A 20,317-nucleotide genomic window follows, 5' to 3' on the forward strand; every position below is an offset into this window, starting at 1 on the left:
TTTGAGCGGCGTGGCGATTGGCGCGGGGGGTCGAACGTATGTTCTAATGTGCTCTCAGCGCCAGCCCGCTTCGGCGGGGACATGTCACCCAGGGAGATCGCCGCAACGATGACTGTAGACACCTTCGCAGCAGAAGCTCAGACCGACGCCGTCGACACTCCCGAAGCGGCGCTCGACTCTTCGGCTGCCACCGACACGACTGACTCGGCCTCGACCGCCGAGGCACTGGCCGCCGACGCTTCGGTCGACAGCACGGCCTCCTCCGACGACACCGGCTCGGCCGAGACCGCCGCGCCCGTCGCCGAGAAGCCGAAGAAGGCGCCGGCCAAGAAGGCGGCCCCGAAGAAGACCAAGACCCTCGAGCTCACGCTGACCGTCACCGGCACCGCCGACGGCGAGTGGAAGGCCGAGCTCAAGCAGGGCAACAGCTACATCGCCAAGAACCTCCTGGTCGCGGCCGCCGCCGTCTCCCGCGCGGCCAAAGAGCTGCACGAGGACCTCTCCGGCCCGATCGACGAGGTCATCGACGCCGCCCGCGAGCAACAGGCCGCGAAGGTCGCCGCCCTCGAGGCCGAGCTCGAAGCCGCCCGCAAGGCCCTCGCCGAACTGGACGACTGACCCGCATTTTCCTGCCGGCTCATCACCGGCAGGCCCACCCGTCAGCCACCGGCTCGCCCCGGCCGGGTGACGGGCACACCCCAGCAACCACCCCAAACGACCCACTCCCACCCCCGGCGAGCCCTCGATGCTCCCCTGGGGTGATTGGTGGCGCCCGTTGAGGCGTTGACCGATTGATCCCCCTTGAGGCGTTGACCGTTGATTGGTCACGCCCCCCTTGAGGGGTTGACCGTTGATTGATTGAAGGCTCCCCCGGTGGCTGGCAACTTCCCTTTGTCGGTGGCTGGTGGTTTCTCCAGAGAGCTGCTCCAGAGGCGTCCGGGGCGGTTGGCTGGGGAAGGTGATGAGGTGGTGCCGGATCGGTTGAACTGTGGCTGAACGCAGTGTGACCGATCCGGCACGCCGCAGTGGTGGGCGAAGGTGGTTCGGGCGTCGTAGGTTGTTTGCCTGGGCCGGTCCCGTCGGGCCCTGACCGCTCCGAACAGAAGGGGTCAGATGAGCACCTTCCATGACCTGGGATCGTTGTTGCTCGTCCGTGGTGCCGATGAGCTGGAGCACGCGGGTGGCACGTTGTACGTGCACCTGCATCGGGTCGCCAAGCGGCTCCGCTCGCTCGGAGGTTCCGAGACGCTGGTACTGGCCGGGCTGGCGCATGCGGCGTACGGGACGGATGGGTTCCCGACGCATCTGTTCGACTGGCAGGAGGAACGGCCGGTACTCGAGGCCGTCATCGGGCCGGAGGCGGAGTTGCTCGTCTACCGGTACGGCGCCTGCGAGCGCGAGACCACCTGGCGCGACCTCGCCGAGCACAGCACGGTGACGGATCGCTTCACCGGTACGTCGGAGGAGCTGACGTCAGCCGAGCTCCGCGACTTCGTCGACCTCACCATCGTCAACGAGCTGGACGTCCTCGACCACGCCCCGGACCTCAAGCCCAAACTCCACGCGTTCCTCACCGAACAGATCCCCCGCTGGCAGTCCCTCGCCTCCCCCGCAGTACTCGCCGACGCCCAGCGCGCCCTAGCCCTCTAACCACCCACCCCACGTCACCCCACTCCACCCACCGCTGCACCCAAGCGACCTTGAGCACCCACCAGTCGCGCCTTCGCCGATCCCGCGACTACTCGGTGCTCAAAGTGGAGCTCGCCAGGGCGACAGTGCCGACTTTGGGCACGGAGCAGTCGTCTGCGGGGCAATTGCGTGGCTGGTGGGTGCTCAAAGTGGTTGGTGTCCCGGTGGGGCGGGCGGCTAGTCGGCTTGGGAGAAGGCGTGGATTGTGGTGGTGACGAGGGCCAGCAGGGTGGTGATGATGGTTGTTGCCACGCAGAGCCAGAGTGGGAGGCTGGTCAGTAGGACGGTGGCGGCGAAGGTCAGCGGGGCTACGTAGAAGCCGGCTAGGCGTGGGTGGTTCCTGATCCAGCGGAGTACTGCGGGGATCGGCATGCCGATGGGCGCCAGGAGAAGGGCTGCGATCAGGGCGACCTGCCAGCCTCGGGCGTTGAGTACCAGTGCGCCGACCAGCAGCCAGCCGAACGGAGCGAAGGCCAGCAGCCACCACGGCGGCTGCCAAGCATCCGGCGTGTATGAGCTGTCGGAGTGCGAGTCGTCGAGGTGCGGGTCGTCGAAGTGCGGGTCGTAGGTGTGCGGGTCATGGGTGTACGAGTCGTCGGAGTGCGGGCCGTCGGTGTACGAGTCGTCGGAGTGCGGGCCGTCGGTGTACGAGTCGCCGGTGTGCGGCTCGTCGGTGTGCGAGCCGTCGGAATGCGAGTCGTCGGTGTACGAGTCGTCGGTGTACGAGTCGTCGGAGTGCGGGTCGTGGGTGTACGAGTCGTCGGGATGCGGGTCGTCGGAGTATGGGTCCGCCGGGTTGTGGGCGGGGTCTTCTGGTGTCACGCCCATCGCCCCCTCTGTCGGCTGGGCCCAACAGTTCGAGTCTGGCACCAGCTGAACGGATTGCTGGAAAACGGCCCGTTGCCGACGCATGATCGGAACATGGCCCGCTACGAAGTGATCGCCCGCGCCACCATCGATCGACGCCAGTCCACGTCCGCCTACTTCACCCTGGCCATGCTGTCCGGTCGCCTCGACAAGGGCATGCACCTGCGACGCATCGAGGACCTGCCCGACGGCAAGGTCGCGCTCGTCCTGCAGCACAAGTTCAGCCCGCGGAAGACCGACGAGGCGGCGCTGATGGCCAACCGTACGCTCGCCCAGCTCGGCATCCCGGCCAGCCAGGTCCTGCAGGTCGACCTGCTCCGGCTGTCCCGCAAGGGCCCGACCCTGGTCCGCTCCTGGACCGGCCCCGGCAACCCGCCCGGTCCCGACCTCAGCGGGGACCGCGAGCCCCGCAAACCACTGCCCACTCCGCCGCACTTGAAAGCCTCACTAGATCTCCCCAACGACTGACACAGGACGCGCCCGCCTCACCCCGTGACACGGACGGGGTGGCCCGGCGGTTCACCCGGTACTCCGGACAGCCGACCGAACGGGGTCCGGTGCGGCGCCTGAGCGGGCGCGGCAAGCCGGGACGGCCGGCTGGTTCTCCGGTACTCCGGACAGCCGACCGGATGGGGTCCGGTGCGGCGCCTGAGCGGGCGTCGCCGACTCCGGCGGATGCAGCCGGCAAGGCGCGGCGGCCGGCTCGTTCTCCGTTACTCCGCGGCGGCCGCCGGACGGGGCGGGCCGCCACGGGGGTCAGCCAGTCAGAGCGGGCGGCCACGGGGGGGGTCAGCCAGTCAGAGCGGCCGCCACGGGGGCAGCCGGTCAGGGTGTGAATACCTCGAAGGCGGCCGCGTACGTCGTACCGAGTCTGGTGCCGTGGGCGCGGCTGATGCCCTCGAGGAACTCCTCCGCGTCGAAGTGCGGCCAGTTGAGCCCCTCGATGTAGGCCTTGTGCGCCTTCAGCGAGTCGACCCCGACAGCGAAGGTCTCCGTCGTGTCGATCGCGTGCTTGCTCCTCGGCGAGCCGGCCGCCCACACCTGCCGTACACCACCCCAGCGCTCGCCCTCCTCGGGGAAGATCCACCGGTTGGCGGCATCCCGGACCGCGTCGAGAGTAGCCCGACCGGTGTTGATGTGGTCGGCCTGGTTCAGCAGCGCTTCGCCGTCCCAGGTGTCCCAGAAGTTGTTCGTGATGACGATCTCGGGCTGGTAGCGGCGGATCACGCCCGCGATCAGCCGGCGCAGCGCGACGCCGTACTCGATCGTCCCGTCGGGCTGGCCGAGAAACTCGACCACGGGGACGCCGACGATCCGGGCCGACTCGATCTGCTCGGCCTCCCGCAGTGGGCCGCTCTCGGCCGGCGCGATGCCGTCGATGCCCGCCTCGCCGGAGGTGAGCAGGGCGTAGACGATCTCCTTGCCCTGGCCGGTCCAGCGCGCGATCGCGGCGGCGGCGCCGAACTCGAGGTCATCTGGGTGGGCGACGACCGCGAGAGCCTTGGTCCAGTCCTCGGGCAACGCTTCGAGCGGTTCCGGTGCAGTCATAGCGGAAGGCTACGGCCGGGGCGGTTCGTCCGGGTACGGGTTTGCCCCGCAACACCGGCGATTACGCCCCGAAGACCTGCCGGGTGTACGGATTCGCGAAGGTACGCCGCGGATCGAGCCGGTCACGGACCGCGAGGAAGTCGTCGAACCGCGGGTACCGCTCGCGGAAGTCGGACGCCTGGAGCGTGTGCAGCTTGCCCCAGTGCGGCCGGCCGCCGAAGGCCCCGACGATCTGCTCGAAAGCGTCGAAGTACTTGTCGTGCGCGAGCCGGTGGTACTGATGAATGGCGACGTACCCCGTGTCGCGCCCGTACGCCGTCGACAGCCAGATGTCGTCGGCGGCCGCGACCCGGACCTCGATCGGGAACGGCAGCCGCTCCCCCGACCGATCGATCCAGGAGCGCAACTGCCGCACGACCTCGACCACGTGCTCGCGCGGTACGGCGTACTCCGACTCGCGAAACACCACGTTGCGCTCCGAACAGAACACCTTGTACGACGAGTCGATGTACTCCCGTGCCGACAGCGCCCGGGAGGCGAGCTGGTTGATCCGCGGCACCAGCCCAGGACGGCGTACCGACAGGCGGTTGGTCCACTCGAAGACGCGGTTGGACAGGAACTCGTCATCGACCCAGCCCCGCAGCTTGCCGACCGGGGACGCGCCGACGCCGGGACCGACCCGGTTGTTGCGCTTGGTCAGCGCGACGTCGGTGTGCGGGAACCAGTAGAACTCGAAGTGATCGTTGCCATCGGCAAGCTCATCGAACCCGTCCAGTACTTCGCCCAGCGGCAGCGGCATCTCCTGAGCGCGCAGCAGGAAGGCCGGCACTGTCTGGACAGTGAGCGCCGTGATCACGCCGAGCGAGCCGACCGAGACCCGGGCAGCGTTGAACACATCCGGGTTCTCGTCGGCCGAGCAATGCAGCACCGAGCCGTCGGCCGTGACGAGCTCGAGCCCGACGATCTGCGTTGCGATCCCGCCGAGCTTCGCGCCGGTACCGTGAGTGCCGGTCGAGATGGCGCCGGAGATGGTCTGCTTGTCGATGTCACCGAGGTTCGCCATCGCCAGGTCGAACGACGCGAGGCCCGCATTCAGCTTCGCCAGCCCGGTCCCCGCACCCAGCGTCACGCGACCGGACGCCTGGTCGGCGCTCGTGATCGAGGAGAGCCCGTCGAGCCGGACCATCGCCTGCTCAGGTACCGAGCAGCCGGTGAAGGAGTGGCCGGAGCCGACCGCCTTGAGCTGCTTGCCCTGCTCGGCCGCCGTCTTGACCATCGCCGCGACCTCGTCGACCGACGACGGCCGCAGGGTCTCCACACCGGTCGCCGACTCGGTACCGGCCCAGTTCCGCCAGGTGGTGCTCATCCGAAGTTCTTCCCCTCACCCCGGTAGGTGACGAGCTCGGTCAGCTCGTTGCCGTCGATCGCGTGCAGTACGTCGAATCGTTCCAGCATCTCGCCCGCCTTGGCGTAGCGCATCCAGACCCGGTCGCCGATCCGCAGCCCGCGCGCGTTCTCGCCCACCACCGGCGTCTGGACCTCGCCGGCGCCTTCGGTCCCGAGCAGGCTCAGCCCGAGCGGCCAGCTCGGCGAAGGCAGCCGCGACTTCTTGGCCGGGCCGGATGCGACGTACCCGCCACCGAACAGGGTCGCGATTCGCGACGTCGGCCGGCGGACCACCCCGAGCGCGTAGGCGACCGCATGCTCCGGCTGGAAGACGTCGTACTTGTCGAAGAGCGTGGGCCCGTAGAGGCCGGAGCCCGCGGTGACCTCGGTGACGGAAGGATCGGCGCTGCTGACCTCGATGCTTCCTGTACCGCCCGAGTTGACCAGTCGCAGCGGCGCGACCTGCTTGAGCGCGTCGACGATCAGGCCACGGCGGTCGGACAGTTCGCGGGCCGAGAGCTTCTTGACCAGCCGGACCGCCGGGGACGTGTCCGGCAGGCCGGCGATCTGCGCTTCGTAGAACATCACGCCGACCAGCTCGAAGGCGTCGTCCGTAACCACTCGGCGGGCGAGTTCGAGCGCCTGCTCCGGCGTGCGCAGCGGCGACCGGCGGACACCGAGGTGCTGGCCGAAGATCCGCAGCGACGCGTCCACGTCGAGGCAGACCCGGATCCGTTCGCCGCCACCGGTCGCCGCCTTGATGTAGGCGAGCTGCTCGAAGTCGTCGATCATCAGCGTGATCCGCGACGCCAACTCGGCATCGCCGGCCAATTCTCGCAGCGCGGCCCGATGCACGCTCGGGTAACCCATCAGGATGTCGTCGACGCCGTTGCGCGCCAGCCAGATCGCCTCCGGCAGCGCGTAGCTCATCACGCCGTGGAACCCGGGCCGGTCGAGCGCTGCTTTGATGAGCGCCCGGGAGCGCACGGACTTGGACGCCACGCGGATCGGCGTACCGGCGGCCCGGCGGACCAGATCGTCCGCGTTCCGGCGGAACGCGGCCAGATCGACCACCGCGTACGGCGGCTCCAGCTCAGCCGTCAGCCGCGTGTACCTGTCGAAGTCAGCCATGTCAGGAGTTTAGAGCGAATAAATACTGAAAGGTAGTACATCTTTACGGCAAATCGATCACAGCCTGCAGCGCCGGTACCACGGCGCGCGCCCAAGAGGTCTGAGCAGCGGGACTGGTCGAGGCCTGGGCCAACAAGGCCACGGTAGAGCCCTTGAGCGTCGAAACCTCGACAAACGCCTCGGCAGCTTCGTAGGAACGGACTGCGGCGACCGCATCTGGGGAGGACCAGAGCTGTTTGACCTGGAGGCCACCCTTGGTGCCGCAGGCGGACATGCGAGCTTGGTAGCCGGTGTAGTACGCCTTGGCGCGGGCGGAGTCGGCGAAGCGAAGTACTAGAGCCGTGGCCGACTTGCCGGCTGGTGTGCGGTAGGTGCCCTGCAGTACGTGCGCCGGGACCGGTAGTGAGTCGGTAGGGAGCGGGTTGCCGCAGCCGACGGGGAGTGCTTCGTAGGCAGCTTGCTGGGGTGCACGGCTGCGGGTCCAGGTGTCGTTGCCCAGGAAGCCGGCCTCTGCGCCGCCGGGGTCGGTGTAGGTCTTCCATCCTTTGCCTAGCTTGGCAGGGGCGGGGAGGTTCTTGGCCGAGACTGGTCCGGCTGCTGCGGGCGGAGGGGCTGTTGCTTGCTCCGGGAGCGCGGGAGGCTCCGCGGCGTTGGTGGGCGGGGTTGTGTTCAGTGTGTTGGTGGGGACCGGCACAGTGCCACCTGCTTGCGGCACCTGAGTCGGGGCGGGAGAGGCTGCTGGCTCAGCGCTGCAGCCGCACAAGAGAACTGCAGCGCCGAGGGCCAGAGCTAGTGCGGCTTTCACTGGGGCTCGAAGTGCTGGTAGTCGGGCTGACGCCAGCCGGCTCCCCAGAAGTAGCCTGCGCTGCGCAGTGCCTTCGTCGGAGCGCTGGTGCTGAACAGCATCCCGGCCCGGACGAGCGACCGGTTGCGGTAGGCCAGGCCGTTCGACGGGTACCAGACGTTGTTCGCCGCGAGGTACGGGTTCTCCACGGTGTTGATGTCGATCGCCCAGCCGTAGGAGTGCGGCGAGAGCGCGTACGGGTTGCCGGTGACCTGGCGGCAGTTGAAGACCGAGGTGTTGTCCGCCGCCATCGACCGGATGTCGCTGCCGCCGTACAGGTCGACGCGCTGCATCCGCCGGATGGGGAACTTCGCGTTGAAGCTCGCGGTCCAGACGGTGATCATCTTGGCCACGGCCGCGTCCCGGACGATCAGCTCACCGCGATGCACCAGACCGTCGAAGCCCCAGTAATTCAAGGTCAGCAGGCGCAACTGCGACGGTTTGACCGGGCAGCCTGCCCGGTAGGTCTTGTTGACGTAGCCCGCTCCGACGAGGGCGACCTTCGCGTTCACCAGTGCCTTGATGGTGATCACGGCATAGCCGGACGCTTCGACGGAGGCTGCCGGGACGCCGAGCGTGATGACCCGGACGGTCTTGGTGGCAGGCAGGTTGTCCGGCACCGGTACTGCGAACGTCCCGTTGGCCGCGATCCAGGCACTCGTCAGGGTCCGCCACTTGCCGCCGTACCGGTCCTGCAGGCCGACGAGCTTCTTGCCCGGCTCGGGTGGAGTCAGCTTGCCGGTCAGCTTCACGCCGGTCAGCACGGTGTAGGACGCGGCCGGCTGGTTCATCACCAGCGTGCGGTTGAGCACGGTGACCGTGCGATCGAGTGTCGCGCCGAGGGTGCCCGGGTTCTTGTTCCCGATCACCACGCGGAAGGTCGCGGCGCCGGGGGTCGGCAAGGTGTACAGGAACTTGTAGGCGCCGTTGGCGATCGTGCGGGTCGAGCCGCGCAGTACCCAGGTCGTGCCCTGCTGTTGCCACAGGGTCAGGTACCAGTTCGCGAGGCCGCTCTCCATCCGGCCCGCGAGCGTGATCGGGCGGTCCTCCCACGCGTTGGCCGGCTGAGTCAACGTGATCGGCGTCGCCACCGCCGGGGTCGGCGGTGGTGTCGTGGTTGGCGGTGGTACCGGTGTCGTCGTCGGCGGGTCGGCCGGAGCCGGCGTCGGCGTGGTGACCTCAGCCGCCGCCGGTGGTGGCGCCGCGGTCGTCGGTGGCGTCGGACCCTCCGCGGCTGCCGCGACCGCTGGAACCAGCGCAAGACACAACACCGCCGCGAAGACGGCCGAACCCAAGGCACGAGCCTTCATGGGCCAGTCCTCCCCAGTTGCGGGAGAGCCACCCCAGCTCTCCTCTCACCTACTAAGAGGCTTCTACCCAGGAAGACGTCACACTCTGCCCGAAAAGTTCGACTATTCGTGCAATCTCTTCACGGCGGCGTCGATCCGCTCATCGGTACCGGTCAGCGCGACCCGCACATGCCGCTCACCCGCCGTACCGTAGAAGGCTCCCGGCGCGACAAGGATGCCGCGCTCGGACAGGGCCTCGACAGAGCCATAGGCGTCGTACGCCGGGTTGCTGGCCCACAAGTACAGGCCGCCCTGCGACAAGGTGATCTCCCAGCCGGCAACGGTCAGCGCGTCACGCAGTACTGTCCGGCGGCGGATGTACCGGGCGCGCTGCTCGTCTACATGCACGTCGTCGGCGAAGGCAGCGGCCATCGCGGCCTGGATCGGCGACGGGACCATCAGGCCAGCATGCTTGCGCACAGCCAGCAGCTCCGCGACTACTGCCTCGTCGCCCGCTACGAAGCCGGCGCGGTAGCCGGCCAGGTTGGAGCGCTTGGACAGCGAGTGCACGGCGAGCAGGTTGTCGAAGCTGCCGCCGCAGACGTCAGGGTGCAGTACCGACACAGGGGTCGCATCCCAGCCGAACTCCAGGTAGCACTCGTCGCTGACCAGCAGTACGTCGTTGGCCCGGGCCCACTCGACAGCTGCGCGCAGGTCGTCGGCAGAGGTGATCTGGCCGGACGGGTTGCGCGGGGAGTTGAGGTAGGCGACCCGTACCGGGCCCTCGTACTGCGTGGGGTCGGCAACCGGGATGCTGGTGGCCCGGGCGAGCGCTGCCCCGGCCTCGTACGTCGGGTAGGCGAGGTCTGGGATCAGTACCGTGTCGCCGGCGCCGATACCGAGCAGGGTCGGCAGCAGCATGATCAGCTCCTTGGTGCCGATCACCGGGAGGATGCCGTGCTGCGGGTCGACGTTGGGGACGTCCAGCCGGCGGGCCAGCCAGTCGACGGCCGCCTGGCGCGCAGTACCGGTCCCGATGGTCGTCGGGTACGCCGGTGCGTCGGCCGCGTCCGCCAGCGCCTTCTTCACCAGCTCAGGCACCGGGTCGACCGGGCTACCGATCGACAGGTCGACGATCCCGTCCGGATGGGCTGCCGCCTTCTGCTTGAAGGGAGCGAGCTTGTCCCAGGGGAAGTCCGGCAAACGACTGGAGGTGGGTGCGAAGGTCACCCCTGCATTGTCTCCTGCGCTCCGTCCGGCCGGTCAGCGACCGCCCGCTCCGTGGAACCTTCGGTGAGGAAGCCGGTGGCGGCGGCTACTACGGCGGGGTCGCGGAGAACCCGGTTGTGGCCCAGGCCGTCGGTGAGGTGGAGTTTGGCGTCGGGCCAGCTGTTGACCAGGGCGATGCTGCCGTCGGCGGGGGTTTCCCGGTCGGTGCGGTCGTGGATGGCCAGCAGGGCGGGCAGTTCTCGTTCTTCGGCCAGGGTGTCGATGATCGGGATCGCCGCATAGCTCTCCATCGGACCGAATCGGCGGCTGAAGCGACGGATGAACTGCTTGCGCGTCCGCCGGCCGAAGCCGAAGTACGTCTCGTACTGATCCAGCACATCGCGGAAATCGGTGGCGGTCGCGAGGAACACCAGCCTTCGCGCGGTGAACCCGTTCCGCAGCGCCAGCATCACACCGGCCGCTCCGATCGAGTGCGCGACCACCCCGTACGCCGGCCCGTAGGCGGCGACAACAGCCTCGAACGCATCGGACAGCTCGGGCAACGAAGACCGCTCAGCACCGTCCCGCCCGGCCCCCGACTCCCCATGACTCGGCGCATCAAAGGCGACAACCCGGAATCCCGCTTCGACCAGCGGCGGTACGAAGGCGGCCAGCTGAAGCCCCCAACCACCCCACCCGTGAACGAGGTAGACCGTCGGCCCGTCGCCCCAGCTGAGCCCACGCACCAGGCCGTTCTCGAACGGCAACTCCAGCGCCACCGATTCCGGTAGCTCCACCCGAAGCCGCTTGGCCTGCTCGGAGACCTGCGGCAGCCGGAACCAGATCGAGTCGAGCAGCTTCGCACCCACCGCGGGCGCGACCAACTCGAGCACCTGGAAGATCCTGCGCTGTCTGTTAAGAGTCCGACCGTTCGTGCTTTTCTTTGCCGCCATGACTGCTCCTCAGGGGAAGGATCTAGATCCTGGCCGCCCGGAGCAGCGCCTCGAAAGCGGCGCGGGCCCGATCCTCGGCCTGGGGGTCGGCCAGCAACCGGCTGGCCAGGTGGTACGACATCAGCACACCGCGGATGTCGAAGGCGTACTGCTCCGGATCCGCGTCCGCGCGGAACTGCCCCTCGCTGATCCCGGTCCGGAAGACGGTGGCGATCGTGTCGACGTAGTCGCGCTCGATCTGCACCACCCGGTCACGCACGGGACCAGGCGGGGCATCGTCCAGCTCGGCCGAAACGCTGGCGAAGAAACAGCCACCAGGCAAGGCGAGATCGCCGTTGTCCCAGCGCAGTTTGCGATCGAACAGCTCCCGCAACCGCGGCTCGCCGCGCGGCATCTTCAGCGCCGGCCGCAGCACGCGCTCGGCGAACAGCTCGCCGGCCCAGTCGATCACCGCGACCTGCAACTGCTCCTTGGACCGGAAGTGCCCGAACAGCCCGCTCTTCGACAGCCCGGTCCGGTCCGCGAGCAGCCCGATGGTGAGCGCGCCGAGCCCGACCAGGCTGACCTGGCGGGCCGCCTCGTCCAGCACCGCGGCGCGCGTCTCCTCACCCTTGCTCACGGAATCATAAAAGCACGATCGTTCGCACCAGAGCAAGCCGGTTCAGCACGGCCGGCTCGGGTCGACCTTCCGGTGGATGGCGTCGCCGATCTCCTTGAGCTGCGCCAGCTGCTCGGGAGTCAACGCATCGATCACGTACTCCCGGACGGCCGCGACATGCCCGGGCGCCGCCGCGACGACCTGCTCCCACCCGGCATCGGTGAGCTCCGCGACGGTGATCCGGCCATCCTCGACATCGGGCCGGCGTACGACGAAGCCGCGCTTCTCGAGTCGCTTCACCACGTGGGACAGCCTCGACAGCGATCCGTTGGCGAAGCCGGCCAGCTCGCTCATCCGGCGCGAGCGATCGGCCGACTCGGACAGCCCCGCCATCACCAGGTACTCGAAATGGGTCAGCCCCGAGTCGCGCTGCAACTGATAGTCGAGCACTCCCGGCAGCTTGAACATCAGCGCGGCCAGTGACATCCAGGCCGCCAGCTCATCCGGCGCGAGCCAGCGCACCTCGTCCTCCCCGGTCATACCGACAGTGTAGCGACTTAGTTGACGCTTCAAGTCATCACGGCTAGGGTTGACACATCAACTAACACAACGAGAGCGGAACGTCACTGATGAATGTGTTTCTCTGGATCGTCGCCGGCGTGCTGGCAGCCTTCTTCCTCGCCGCGGGCCTGACCAAGCTGAGCCAGTCGAAGGCGAAGCTCGGCGAGAACCCGCAGATGGCCTGGACCAAGGACTTCTCCGCGGGCACGATCAAGCTGATCGGTGGCGCCGAGCTGCTCGGCGCGCTCGGCCTGATCCTGCCGGGCGCCTTCGACATCGCCCCGGTGCTCGTCCCGCTGGCCGCGTCCGGCCTGGCGATCATCATGATCGGCGCGATCATCACCCACGCCCGGCGCAAGGAGTACCCCCAGATCGGCATCAACACGGCGATCCTGATTCTGGCCCTGGTCGTCGCCATCTTCCGCTTCGGCCCGAACAGCTTCTGACCTCCACCATTTCGGCGGTTGACCGCCGAAATGGTGGAAGAGGGGCGGGGTTAGAGGTAGAGGCCGGTCTGGCCGTCTGCGAGGCGGCCGGCGGCCACCGCGTGCAGGTCGCGTTCGCGGAGCAGGACGTAGTCTTCGCCGCGGACCTCGACCTCGGCTCGGTCCTCCGGGTCGAACAGCACCCGGTCGTCCACCTCGACGGTGCGGACGTTGGCGCCGATCGCGACCACCTTCGCCCAGGCCAGCCGGCGGCCCATCTGCGCGGTCGCGGGGATCAGGATGCCGGCCGAGGACTTGCGTTCGCCTTCGACCTCGGTCGAGACCAGCACCCGGTCGTGCAGCATCCGGATCGGCAGCTTGTCGTCGGCCAGCCGCTTGCGAGCCGTCACCGGCGACCCACCAGCTTGCGGATCATGACCAGCATGCCGAGGACGCCCACCGCCGCTGCGCCGACGGCGACCAGCTTCTGGGTGCGCAACTGCCCGCGCTCGTCGAAGACCTGGGCCCTGGCCTGTTCGACCTGCCGCTTGGCGACGTTCTTCGGGTGCGCCCGGTCGACCAGCTCATCGACGGTCGAGGCCAGTCGGGCGCGGGTGGCGGCGATGTCCGCCTCGATCTGCTCGGTTGTCCGAGCCTTCGTCTCCGGCACCTGGGGCTCCCTTCACAGTGTTTGATCCCATCCTTTCAGACCCGTCTTGCAGGTCAACGCTGGAGCTCCACGACCACCTTGATGTCGCCGGGCTCCTTGACCAGTGCCCGCGGCCACTCCGACAGCGGCACCGATCGCGTGATGAGCCGCTCCAGCCAGGCCGGGTCTGCGGCGAGCAGGACGTCCACGGCGTCCGCGTAGTGGCGCTTGGCCGCGTTCACGGTCCCGACCAGCACAGCGTTCCGTACTACGAGCTGCCGCGTCAGCGCGTCGAGTTGTACGTCGATGGACGCCGGGCCGGGCGAGATCCCGGTCAGACACATGACGCCGGCCGGTGGCAGCAGCTTCGCGCAGTCGAACACGAGCTGCCCGGCACCGGTCGCCTCGACCACCACGTCGGGCGCCACTGTCAGGTCCGACAGGTCATTGAGGTACTCCGCGCCGAGGTCCCGCACCAGTTGCGGCTTGGGGCCGTCGGTGGCGAGGTCGAGCACATGCACGGTGTACCCGCGCTGGCTGGCGATCAGTGCGGCCAGTAGCCCGATCGGGCCGGCCCCTGTGACCAGCACGTGCTCCGGGCCGTACCAGGATCGGGCGCCGACCCTGGCGATCTGGTCCCACGCCTTGGTGAGGATGCTGGCCGGCTCGACCAGTACGCCGAGGTGCCCGAGTTGCTCTGGCACCGGGACGGCGTAGTACGGGTCGACCCGCCAGCGCTCGGCGCCGTAGCCGTCCATCTCCTTGATGCCGCGCTCGGTGTAGCGGCCGTTGCGGCAGAAGTCCCACTCGCCGCGTGCGCAGGCTGGGCAGGGCTCCGGGTCGGGGCGGCGGACTATGCCGGCCACTAGATCCCCGGTAGCGAAGCCTGAATTGGCTGGCGCCTCCAGGACCCGGCCTAGCGACTCATGCCCGATGACCAGCCTGTCGGCGCCAGGACGGCCAGTACCGAACAGGCCGCTGCACAGCTCGATGTCCGTGCCGCAGATCCCGGCGAGCAGTCCCTCGACCAGTACCGAGCCGTCGGACTTGGGAGGCTCCGGTACCTCGCCGACCGACGCAGAGTCAGCCTTGCCCGGCACCACCGTCATCGCCCGCATGAGACCACTCTGCCCCATTCACCCCGGTTGAAGCCGTCAGGCCAGGCGGGTGATGTCCACGGTGACATCGATTGCCGTGGCGGCTCCTCCCGAGTAGATGCCCTTCAGCGGCGACACGTCCCCGTAGTCGCGACCAGTGGCGACCCACACGTGCCGGTGAGCGATCGGGATGTCGTTGGTCGGGTCGTACCCCCACCAGCCACCCGTCCACGCCTCGATCCACGCATGGCTCTCACCGACCGCCGTCTCCCCCACGGCCGCATCAGCCTTGGTGTGCAGGTAGCCGGAGACATACCGCGCCGGTACTCCGACAGCGCGGAGCATCGCCAGCGTCAGGTGCGCGTAGTCCTGGCAGACCCCTTCACCGGCCTGCCACGCGTCCACTGCCGACGAGTGCACGCCAGTGGTACCGCGCTGGTAGGTGAGAGTGCCGTGCACCCACTTGGAGATGGCCAGGACGGTCTCTGCCGGGCTGAGTCCTTTGCGTAGGCCTCTGGCGATCGCGGCCAACTCCCTGTGCTTGGGGACGTACTCCGCGAACTCCAGGTACTCGCCGTACCGGTCGAGGCTCTGGGGTGAGCGGACGTCGGCCCAGGTCGCCTCCTCGTCCGGGGTGGGCTGTTCGGTGGTCTCGACGACGGAGGCCGCGACGACCTTCAGTTCGGTGTGCGGAGCGTGCAGGTCGAAGGAGTTGACCTCAGTGCCCCAGTAGTCCGTGTAGCGGTAGGAGCGGGCGGCTGGGACTGTCTCCAGCCTGGCGACCATGAGGTTCTGCCGGTCGTCGCTGCGCGGGGTGAGCCGTGCCTCGTTGTAGGACTGGGTCACGGCCGTTGCATAGCGGTAGCCAGTCGTGTGGACCACCCGGAGACGCCACTTCACAGGTTCACCTCCGCGTTGTTCCACTCCACCCAGGGCACCGCATGGAAGTACTGCTGCGACACGGCCTCGCCGACCTCGCGCACGGTGGCCTGCAGAGCCTGCAGCCGTCCAGTGAGGTCGTCGAGCAGCTCAGCCGGTCGCAGGAACTCCAGGTCGCTCCGGGCCTTGCCGAGCAACCTGCTGGCCTCCGCGCTCGCGCCGATGCGAGCGGACTCGCCATGCTCGAGCTCCTCCAGGCAGGACTCGGCTTTGGTCAGCGCATGGAAGACAGAGCGCGGGAAGAGCCGGTCCATCAGCAGGAACTGGACTACCCGGGATGCATCCAGGGCGCCCCGGTAGGTACGCAAATAGGTGTCGTGGGCGCCTGCTGAGCGCAGTACTGTCACCCACCCCGGCGAGGTCGGCTTGTCGCCCACCCGCGACATCAGCAGCCGCACGATCATGTCGACGCGCTCCACCGACCGCCCGAGCACCAGGAAGCGCCAGCCGTCGTCCCGGCTCATCGTGGAGTCCGCGAGACCGGCGAACATCGCCGCGCGGTCCTCTACGAAGGTGAAGAACTCATGCGGGCCCACCCGGCGAGCAGCGCGCTGCCGCTCGGGCACTGCGTTCCACATCGAGTTGATGCAGTGCCACAGTTCGCTGGAGACCACTTCACGCGCCACCCGGGTGTTCTCGCGGGCACTGGAGATGGACGAGACGATCGAGCCGGAGCGGTCCGGGGACATCGCGACCAGCTCGGTCAGCGTCCACACGTCCAGGGTGGTCCCCTTCGGCGGTTCGATGCCCAGGACGGCCAGCAGCCGGCGACTGGCGGTGTCGGCGTCCACAGTCGCGTCCTCGAGCAACTGGTGCACCGACACGTCGAGGATCCGGGCCGTGTCGTCCGCGCGTTCGACGTACCGGCCGATCCAGTACAGCGACTCGGCATTGCGTGCGAGCATCGTCAGCACCTCCCCATCACTGTTGCTGCTGTTGGGCGACGTTGAGCTCCGGGCCCTGCTCCGGAGTACTGGCCTCGTCCGAGCGCAGACCGGCCGCGGCCAGGCCACGGCCGCGCAGCTCGGCGTCCTCGTCGGACGCCCGGGGAGCCAGCACCCAGGTGTCCTTGGAGCCGCCGCCCTGGGACGAGTTCACGATCAGGCTGCCCTCCGGGATCGCCACCCGGGTCAGACCGCCGGGCAGGACGAACACGGACTCGCCGTCGTTCACAGCGAAGGGCCGTAGATCCACATGTCTCGGCTGCAGCCGCTCACCGACCTTGGTCGGCACAGTGGACAGCTGTACTACGGGTTGCGCGATCCACCCGCGTGGGTTGCTCCGGATCCGGCGGCGCTGGGCGGCGAGCTCCTTGGCCGACGCATCCGGGCCGAACACGATCCCGTAGCCACCTGAGCCCTCCACCGGCTTGGTGACCAGCTCGTCCAGCCGGTCGAGCACCTCGTCGTGCTCCGCGGGCAGCCAGCAGCGGAAGGTGTCCACGTTCGGCAGCAGCGGGGTCTCGCCCAGGTAGTACTTCAGGATCTCGGGCAGGTAGGTGTAGACCAGCTTGTCGTCGCCGACGCCGTTGCCGATCGCGTTGGCGATCACCACGTTGCCGGCCCGCGCGGCGTTCACCATGCCCGCGACGCCGAGCACTGAGTCAGGTACGAAGTGCACCGGGTCCAGGAACTCGTCGTCGATCCGCCGGTAGATCACGTCCACCCGCTGCTCGCCCTCGGTCGTCCGCAGGTAGATGACGTTGTTGCGGGCGAACAGGTCCCGGCCCTCGACCAGTTCGACCCCCATCTGCCGGGCCAGGAGCGAGTGCTCGAAGTACGCCGAGTTGTAGACGCCGGGAGTCAGCACGACCACGTTCGGGTCCGTAGTACCGGTTGGAGCGGCTGCCCGGAGCGAGCGGAGTAGGTGGACGGCATAGTCGCCTACTGCGCGTACCCGGTGCTTGGCGAAGAGGTCCGGGAACACCCGGGCCATGGTCCGGCGGTTCTCCATCACGTAGGACACCCCGGACGGGCTGCGCAGGTTGTCCTCCAGCACCCGGAAGTCGCCTTGCTCGTCCCGTACTACGTCAATGCCGGCCACATGGATCCGTACTCCGTTGGGCGGGGCGATACCGGCTGCCTGGCGGTGGAAGTGCTCGCAGGAGGTGATGAGGCGGCGGGGCAGTACGCCGTCCGCCACGATCTCCTGGGTGCCGTAGATGTCCGCCAGGAACGCCTCCAGCGCCCGGACCCGCTGGACGATGCCTCGCTCCAGCCGGGCCCACTCGGACGCGGTGATGACCCGTGGGACCAGGTCGAGCGGGAACGGCCGCTCCTCCCCCGACAGCGAGAAGGTGATGCCCTGGTCGACCAAGGCCCGGTCCAGCGCCTCGGACCTCGCGGTCAGGTCCGCGGGCCGCAGGGGCGTCAACGACTCGTGCAACCGCCGGTACGCCGGCCGTACCTCCTCGCCGCCGTCGAACATCTCGTCGTACGCGTCGGCATGCGGCCGCCCCGGATCGAGGTAGCCGTCGAACAACCGTGGGCCAGCGGGGCGGATCGGTGCGCGGCTCATCTGCGAATCTTCACCCACGGACGCCCACCTGGCACCCGGATCCGGCGTCAGTTTTCCTGCACGTAACAAGCGAACCGCATCCGTGTAACACAAGCGCTTGCTCCGGGCCGGAGCCGCTTGAACGCCGGTCGGCGGCGTACGGCAGAATGTCGGACAATCACCTGATCCTGGGAGGGGCACTTCATGTCCGATCGTCTGGCCGCCGGCGACGCCGCACCTGATTTCACCCTCCCCGACGCGGACGGCAACGACGTCTCGCTGGCCTCGCTGCGCGGCAAGAGCGTGATCGTGTACTTCTACCCGGCCGCGATGACGCCGGGCTGCACCAAACAGGCCTGCGACTTCCGCGACTCGCTCGACTCGCTGCAGGCCCACGGGTACGCCGTACTCGGCATCTCCCCGGACAAACCGGCCAAGCTGGCGAAGTTCCGCGAGCGCGACGGCGTCACCTTCCCGCTGCTCAGCGACCCGGACAAAGAGGTGCTGACGGCCTACGGCGCGTTCGGCGAGAAGACGATGTACGGCAAGTTGGTGACCGGGGTGATCCGCTCGACCTTCGTCGTCGACCCGGACGGCAAGATCGCCGTCGCGCAGTACAACGTCAAGGCCACCGGCCACGTGGCGAAGTTGCGCCGCGATCTCGGCCTCGACTGATTGTCAGGACATTTCCCGAAGGTAAACCCGCAACCGTTTCATAACGGTGGTCCAGGGAACGTCCGGTTGGGCGGCCCGTCGGTGTGATTTGGATCACACCAGGTTCTCACCTGTTCGCAGCGGAAACACTACGTTCCGTCATATTTACCGACCTCTCAGGGACGAGCAGTACTGCGGGCCTGCTCCGGGTGCAGTTGCAACCCCGCATCGGCTGCGTGGACATCGGCCGCGCTCTTCGCCCTGACCAGTGCAAACCGGGTAATCTGCGCGCGCAGTCTGCCTCTGGGAGGGAGGGACCTGCCGCGATGGGAAAACACTCCTCTGCGGTGACGAAAAGTAACAACAACAACCGGCGTCCGCTGTATCTGACGGCCGCCGGGCTACTGGTGCTGTCGTTGGGCGCCGTCTTTGTGGTCCGCTCCTTCGGGTCGGAATCCGGTGCCGACGGGTTCCTGGGTGGTAAGTCGTGCAACGACAAGACCCAGATCCGGCTCACCACCACGCCCGAGATCCAGCCCCTGCTGGAGGCGGCGGCCAAGGCCGTGGCGGACCGCAAGGACGACAGCAGCACCGCGTGCATGCAGTTCAACATCAGCGCGGCGCCGTCGTCCAAGGTGGCCAGGGACATCGCCAACAACGCGGAGGGCCGGCCCGATCTGTGGGTGCCGGACTCCTCGCTGTGGGTGTCCCAAGCCGACGACGGCCAGTCGGTACCGACGATCGCCGTCCCGTCGGTCGCGAGCTCACCGCTGGTACTGGTCGGCCGCTCGGACAACTTCGCCGACATCTCGTCCTGGCTCGGCACGTTCGCCAAGGCCAAACCAGCCCTGCTCGACCCGCTGAGCCAGTCGCCGGGCGCGCTGGCCCTGCTCGCCATCCAGGCGGAGCGGGCAAAGACGACGGCCGCCGAGACCCAGGTGGGCCAGGTGATCGTGCCACTGGCCCAGCAGCTCGGGTCGATGGCCAAGCCGTACACCGACGTCAACGGGTTGCTCGGCCGGGCCGGACAGCCCGACAGCGAGCTCGTCGTACCGGCCTCGGAACAGAGTTTCGTCAAGTACCAGGACGAACACCCCGACTCGGAGTTGAAGGCGATCGTGCCGCGGACCGGCACGCTGCTGCTCGACTACCCGATTGCGGTCACCACGTCGTCGGACAACGAGGTGTACTCCGACGCGGGCAAGGCACTCGGCGAGGAGCTGATCAACAACAAGGTCGCCCAGGCCCGGGACGACCTCGGTTTCCGCGACGCGCTGGTCAGCGACCTGGGTGGCGGCCGGGGTGTCGGTGCGGTCAGCCGGCTGCCCGTACCGTCGACGGCGGCGATCAACAAGGCACTGCGCGACTGGACCCGGCTTTCGCTGTCGGCGCACTCGCTCGCGGTGGTCGACATCTCCGGCTCGATGGCCGAGAAGGTCGGCAACAAGACCCGGATGCAGCTCACGGTCGAGGCCGCGGTCGGCGGCCTGAAGCTGTTCCCGAACAACGCGGCGCTCGGCCTGTGGACGTTCTCGACGAAGATCGGGAAGGACAACGCCGACTTCAGGGAACTAGTCCCGATCGGCAAACTGTCGGATGCCCAGCGGCAGAGGATCACCACCGCACTGGCCGGCCAGCAGGCGATCAAGGGCGGCAGCACCGGTCTGTACGACACCGCGATCGCGGCTGTCCAGGCAGTCCGCAGCGGTTACGACTCGAGCGCCGTGAACGCCGTCCTGCTCTTCACGGACGGCAAGAACGACGATCCGGGCAGCCTCTCGCTGGCCCAGACCGTGGCAACCCTGAAGGGCACCAGGGACCCGGCCCGACCGGTCCGGATCATCGCCTTGGGCATGGGCCCGGACGTCGACCTGACCGAGCTCCAGGCCCTGGCCGGCGCGACCGGCGGCCAGGCGTTCGTAGCGAAGAACCCGCAGGACCTGCAGACCGTCTTCATCAACGCCCTGCAGAGCCGCTGACGA

Annotated in this window: 22 protein-coding genes; 6 read left to right on the forward strand and 16 right to left on the reverse strand. The window is 68.3% G+C overall.

Translation table 11 applies throughout. The annotated features are described in order from the left end of the window. Positions 1-108: 108 nt before the first annotated feature. On the forward strand, positions 109-618 hold the full coding sequence (locus ACIA12_RS15935) for a DUF6319 family protein (RefSeq protein WP_396367710.1): 510 nt from the start codon (positions 109-111) through the stop codon (positions 616-618). A gap of 495 nt (positions 619-1,113) precedes the next feature. Then, entirely contained in the window at positions 1,114-1,650 is a 537-nt protein-coding gene (locus ACIA12_RS15940; protein WP_396367711.1) for a DUF6817 domain-containing protein, read from the forward strand. A 216-nt stretch (positions 1,651-1,866) separates the two neighbouring features. On the opposite strand, the gene ACIA12_RS15945 is transcribed toward ACIA12_RS15940, so the two are convergent. After that, on the reverse strand, positions 1,867-2,517 hold the full coding sequence (locus tag ACIA12_RS15945) for a hypothetical protein (protein ID WP_396367712.1): 651 nt from the start codon (positions 2,515-2,517) through the stop codon (positions 1,867-1,869). A 93-nt stretch (positions 2,518-2,610) separates the two neighbouring features. Here ACIA12_RS15945 and ACIA12_RS15950 point away from each other — a divergent pair, with 93 nt between their 5' ends. Next, the gene (locus ACIA12_RS15950) at positions 2,611-3,024 is read left to right on the forward strand and encodes a hypothetical protein (RefSeq protein WP_396367713.1); all 414 of its coding nucleotides are present in this window, start codon (positions 2,611-2,613) and stop codon (positions 3,022-3,024) included. Between the two features lie 357 nt (positions 3,025-3,381). Here ACIA12_RS15950 and ACIA12_RS15955 read toward each other — a convergent pair whose 3' ends face one another. The 9 genes from ACIA12_RS15955 to ACIA12_RS15995 all read right to left on the reverse strand — a co-directional run bounded on the left by ACIA12_RS15955 (position 3,382) and on the right by ACIA12_RS15995 (position 12,054). Beyond that, the gene (locus ACIA12_RS15955; RefSeq protein ID WP_396367714.1) at positions 3,382-4,104 is read right to left on the reverse strand and encodes a PIG-L deacetylase family protein; all 723 of its coding nucleotides are present in this window, start codon (positions 4,102-4,104) and stop codon (positions 3,382-3,384) included. 61 nt (positions 4,105-4,165) lie between these two features. Continuing rightward, on the reverse strand, positions 4,166-5,470 hold the full coding sequence (locus tag ACIA12_RS15960; protein ID WP_396367715.1) for a D-arabinono-1,4-lactone oxidase: 1,305 nt from the start codon (positions 5,468-5,470) through the stop codon (positions 4,166-4,168). Then, positions 5,467-6,621, reverse strand: coding sequence for an amino acid deaminase/aldolase (locus ACIA12_RS15965; protein ID WP_396367716.1), 1,155 nt, complete (start codon positions 6,619-6,621; stop codon positions 5,467-5,469). Before ACIA12_RS15965 ends, ACIA12_RS15960 begins: the two co-directional genes overlap by 4 nt. 43 nt (positions 6,622-6,664) lie before the next feature. Beyond that, positions 6,665-7,315, reverse strand: coding sequence for a hypothetical protein (locus ACIA12_RS15970; protein WP_396367717.1), 651 nt, complete (start codon positions 7,313-7,315; stop codon positions 6,665-6,667). A 107-nt stretch (positions 7,316-7,422) separates the two neighbouring features. Further along, positions 7,423-8,775 (reverse strand): M15 family metallopeptidase, encoded by a 1,353-nt coding sequence (locus tag ACIA12_RS15975; protein ID WP_396367718.1) that lies wholly within the window; start codon positions 8,773-8,775, stop codon positions 7,423-7,425. Positions 8,776-8,877: 102 nt separating this feature from the next. Then, positions 8,878-9,984 carry a succinyldiaminopimelate transaminase gene (gene dapC / locus ACIA12_RS15980; protein ID WP_396367719.1) on the reverse strand — a complete coding sequence of 369 codons (1,107 nt, stop codon included), beginning with the start codon at positions 9,982-9,984 and terminating at the stop codon, positions 8,878-8,880. Beyond that, the gene (locus ACIA12_RS15985; RefSeq protein WP_396367720.1) at positions 9,981-10,916 is read right to left on the reverse strand and encodes an alpha/beta fold hydrolase; all 936 of its coding nucleotides are present in this window, start codon (positions 10,914-10,916) and stop codon (positions 9,981-9,983) included. Before ACIA12_RS15985 ends, dapC begins: the two co-directional genes overlap by 4 nt. 22 nt (positions 10,917-10,938) lie before the next feature. Continuing rightward, positions 10,939-11,535 (reverse strand): TetR/AcrR family transcriptional regulator, encoded by a 597-nt coding sequence (locus tag ACIA12_RS15990; RefSeq protein ID WP_396367721.1) that lies wholly within the window; start codon positions 11,533-11,535, stop codon positions 10,939-10,941. Between the two features lie 42 nt (positions 11,536-11,577). After that, entirely contained in the window at positions 11,578-12,054 is a 477-nt protein-coding gene (locus ACIA12_RS15995; RefSeq protein ID WP_396367722.1) for a MarR family winged helix-turn-helix transcriptional regulator, read from the reverse strand. 89 nt (positions 12,055-12,143) lie between these two features. Between ACIA12_RS15995 and ACIA12_RS16000 the strand changes: the two genes are divergently transcribed. Then, positions 12,144-12,521 (forward strand): DoxX family protein, encoded by a 378-nt coding sequence (locus tag ACIA12_RS16000; RefSeq protein WP_396367723.1) that lies wholly within the window; start codon positions 12,144-12,146, stop codon positions 12,519-12,521. A 50-nt stretch (positions 12,522-12,571) separates the two neighbouring features. Here the strand turns inward: ACIA12_RS16000 and ACIA12_RS16005 are convergent, their stop codons facing one another. The 6 genes from ACIA12_RS16005 to ACIA12_RS16030 are packed head-to-tail and all read right to left on the reverse strand — an operon-like array spanning position 12,572 to position 17,612. Then, the gene (locus tag ACIA12_RS16005; protein ID WP_396368294.1) at positions 12,572-12,865 is read right to left on the reverse strand and encodes a GroES family chaperonin; all 294 of its coding nucleotides are present in this window, start codon (positions 12,863-12,865) and stop codon (positions 12,572-12,574) included. A 41-nt stretch (positions 12,866-12,906) separates the two neighbouring features. After that, a complete protein-coding gene (locus ACIA12_RS16010; protein WP_343980600.1) occupies positions 12,907-13,170 on the reverse strand; it encodes a DUF3618 domain-containing protein in 264 nt (87 codons plus the stop codon). Positions 13,171-13,223: 53 nt separating this feature from the next. Continuing rightward, positions 13,224-14,267: a glucose 1-dehydrogenase gene (locus tag ACIA12_RS16015; protein WP_396367724.1), complete on the reverse strand. Its 1,044-nt coding sequence runs from the start codon at positions 14,265-14,267 to the stop codon at positions 13,224-13,226. 36 nt (positions 14,268-14,303) lie between these two features. Beyond that, positions 14,304-15,146, reverse strand: a complete 843-nt coding sequence (locus ACIA12_RS16020) for a transglutaminase domain-containing protein (RefSeq protein WP_396367725.1) — start codon at positions 15,144-15,146, stop codon at positions 14,304-14,306. After that, positions 15,143-16,090 carry an alpha-E domain-containing protein gene (locus ACIA12_RS16025; protein WP_396367726.1) on the reverse strand — a complete coding sequence of 316 codons (948 nt, stop codon included), beginning with the start codon at positions 16,088-16,090 and terminating at the stop codon, positions 15,143-15,145. The genes ACIA12_RS16020 and ACIA12_RS16025 overlap by 4 nt, the downstream gene beginning before the upstream one ends. Before the next feature lie 16 nt (positions 16,091-16,106). Continuing rightward, positions 16,107-17,612, reverse strand: coding sequence for a circularly permuted type 2 ATP-grasp protein (locus ACIA12_RS16030; protein WP_396368295.1), 1,506 nt, complete (start codon positions 17,610-17,612; stop codon positions 16,107-16,109). Positions 17,613-17,885: 273 nt separating this feature from the next. On the opposite strand from ACIA12_RS16030, the gene bcp reads away from it, so the two are divergent. Together bcp and ACIA12_RS16040 are read left to right on the forward strand one after the other, a co-directional pair. Further along, positions 17,886-18,356 carry a thioredoxin-dependent thiol peroxidase gene (gene bcp / locus ACIA12_RS16035; protein ID WP_396367727.1) on the forward strand — a complete coding sequence of 157 codons (471 nt, stop codon included), beginning with the start codon at positions 17,886-17,888 and terminating at the stop codon, positions 18,354-18,356. 326 nt (positions 18,357-18,682) lie between these two features. Beyond that, the gene (locus tag ACIA12_RS16040) at positions 18,683-20,314 is read left to right on the forward strand and encodes a substrate-binding domain-containing protein (RefSeq protein ID WP_396367728.1); all 1,632 of its coding nucleotides are present in this window, start codon (positions 18,683-18,685) and stop codon (positions 20,312-20,314) included. The last annotated feature ends 3 nt before the right edge of the window (positions 20,315-20,317 follow it).

This window comes from Kribbella sp. NPDC051620, assembly GCF_044453825.1.
Classification (GTDB): domain Bacteria; phylum Actinomycetota; class Actinomycetes; order Propionibacteriales; family Kribbellaceae; genus Kribbella.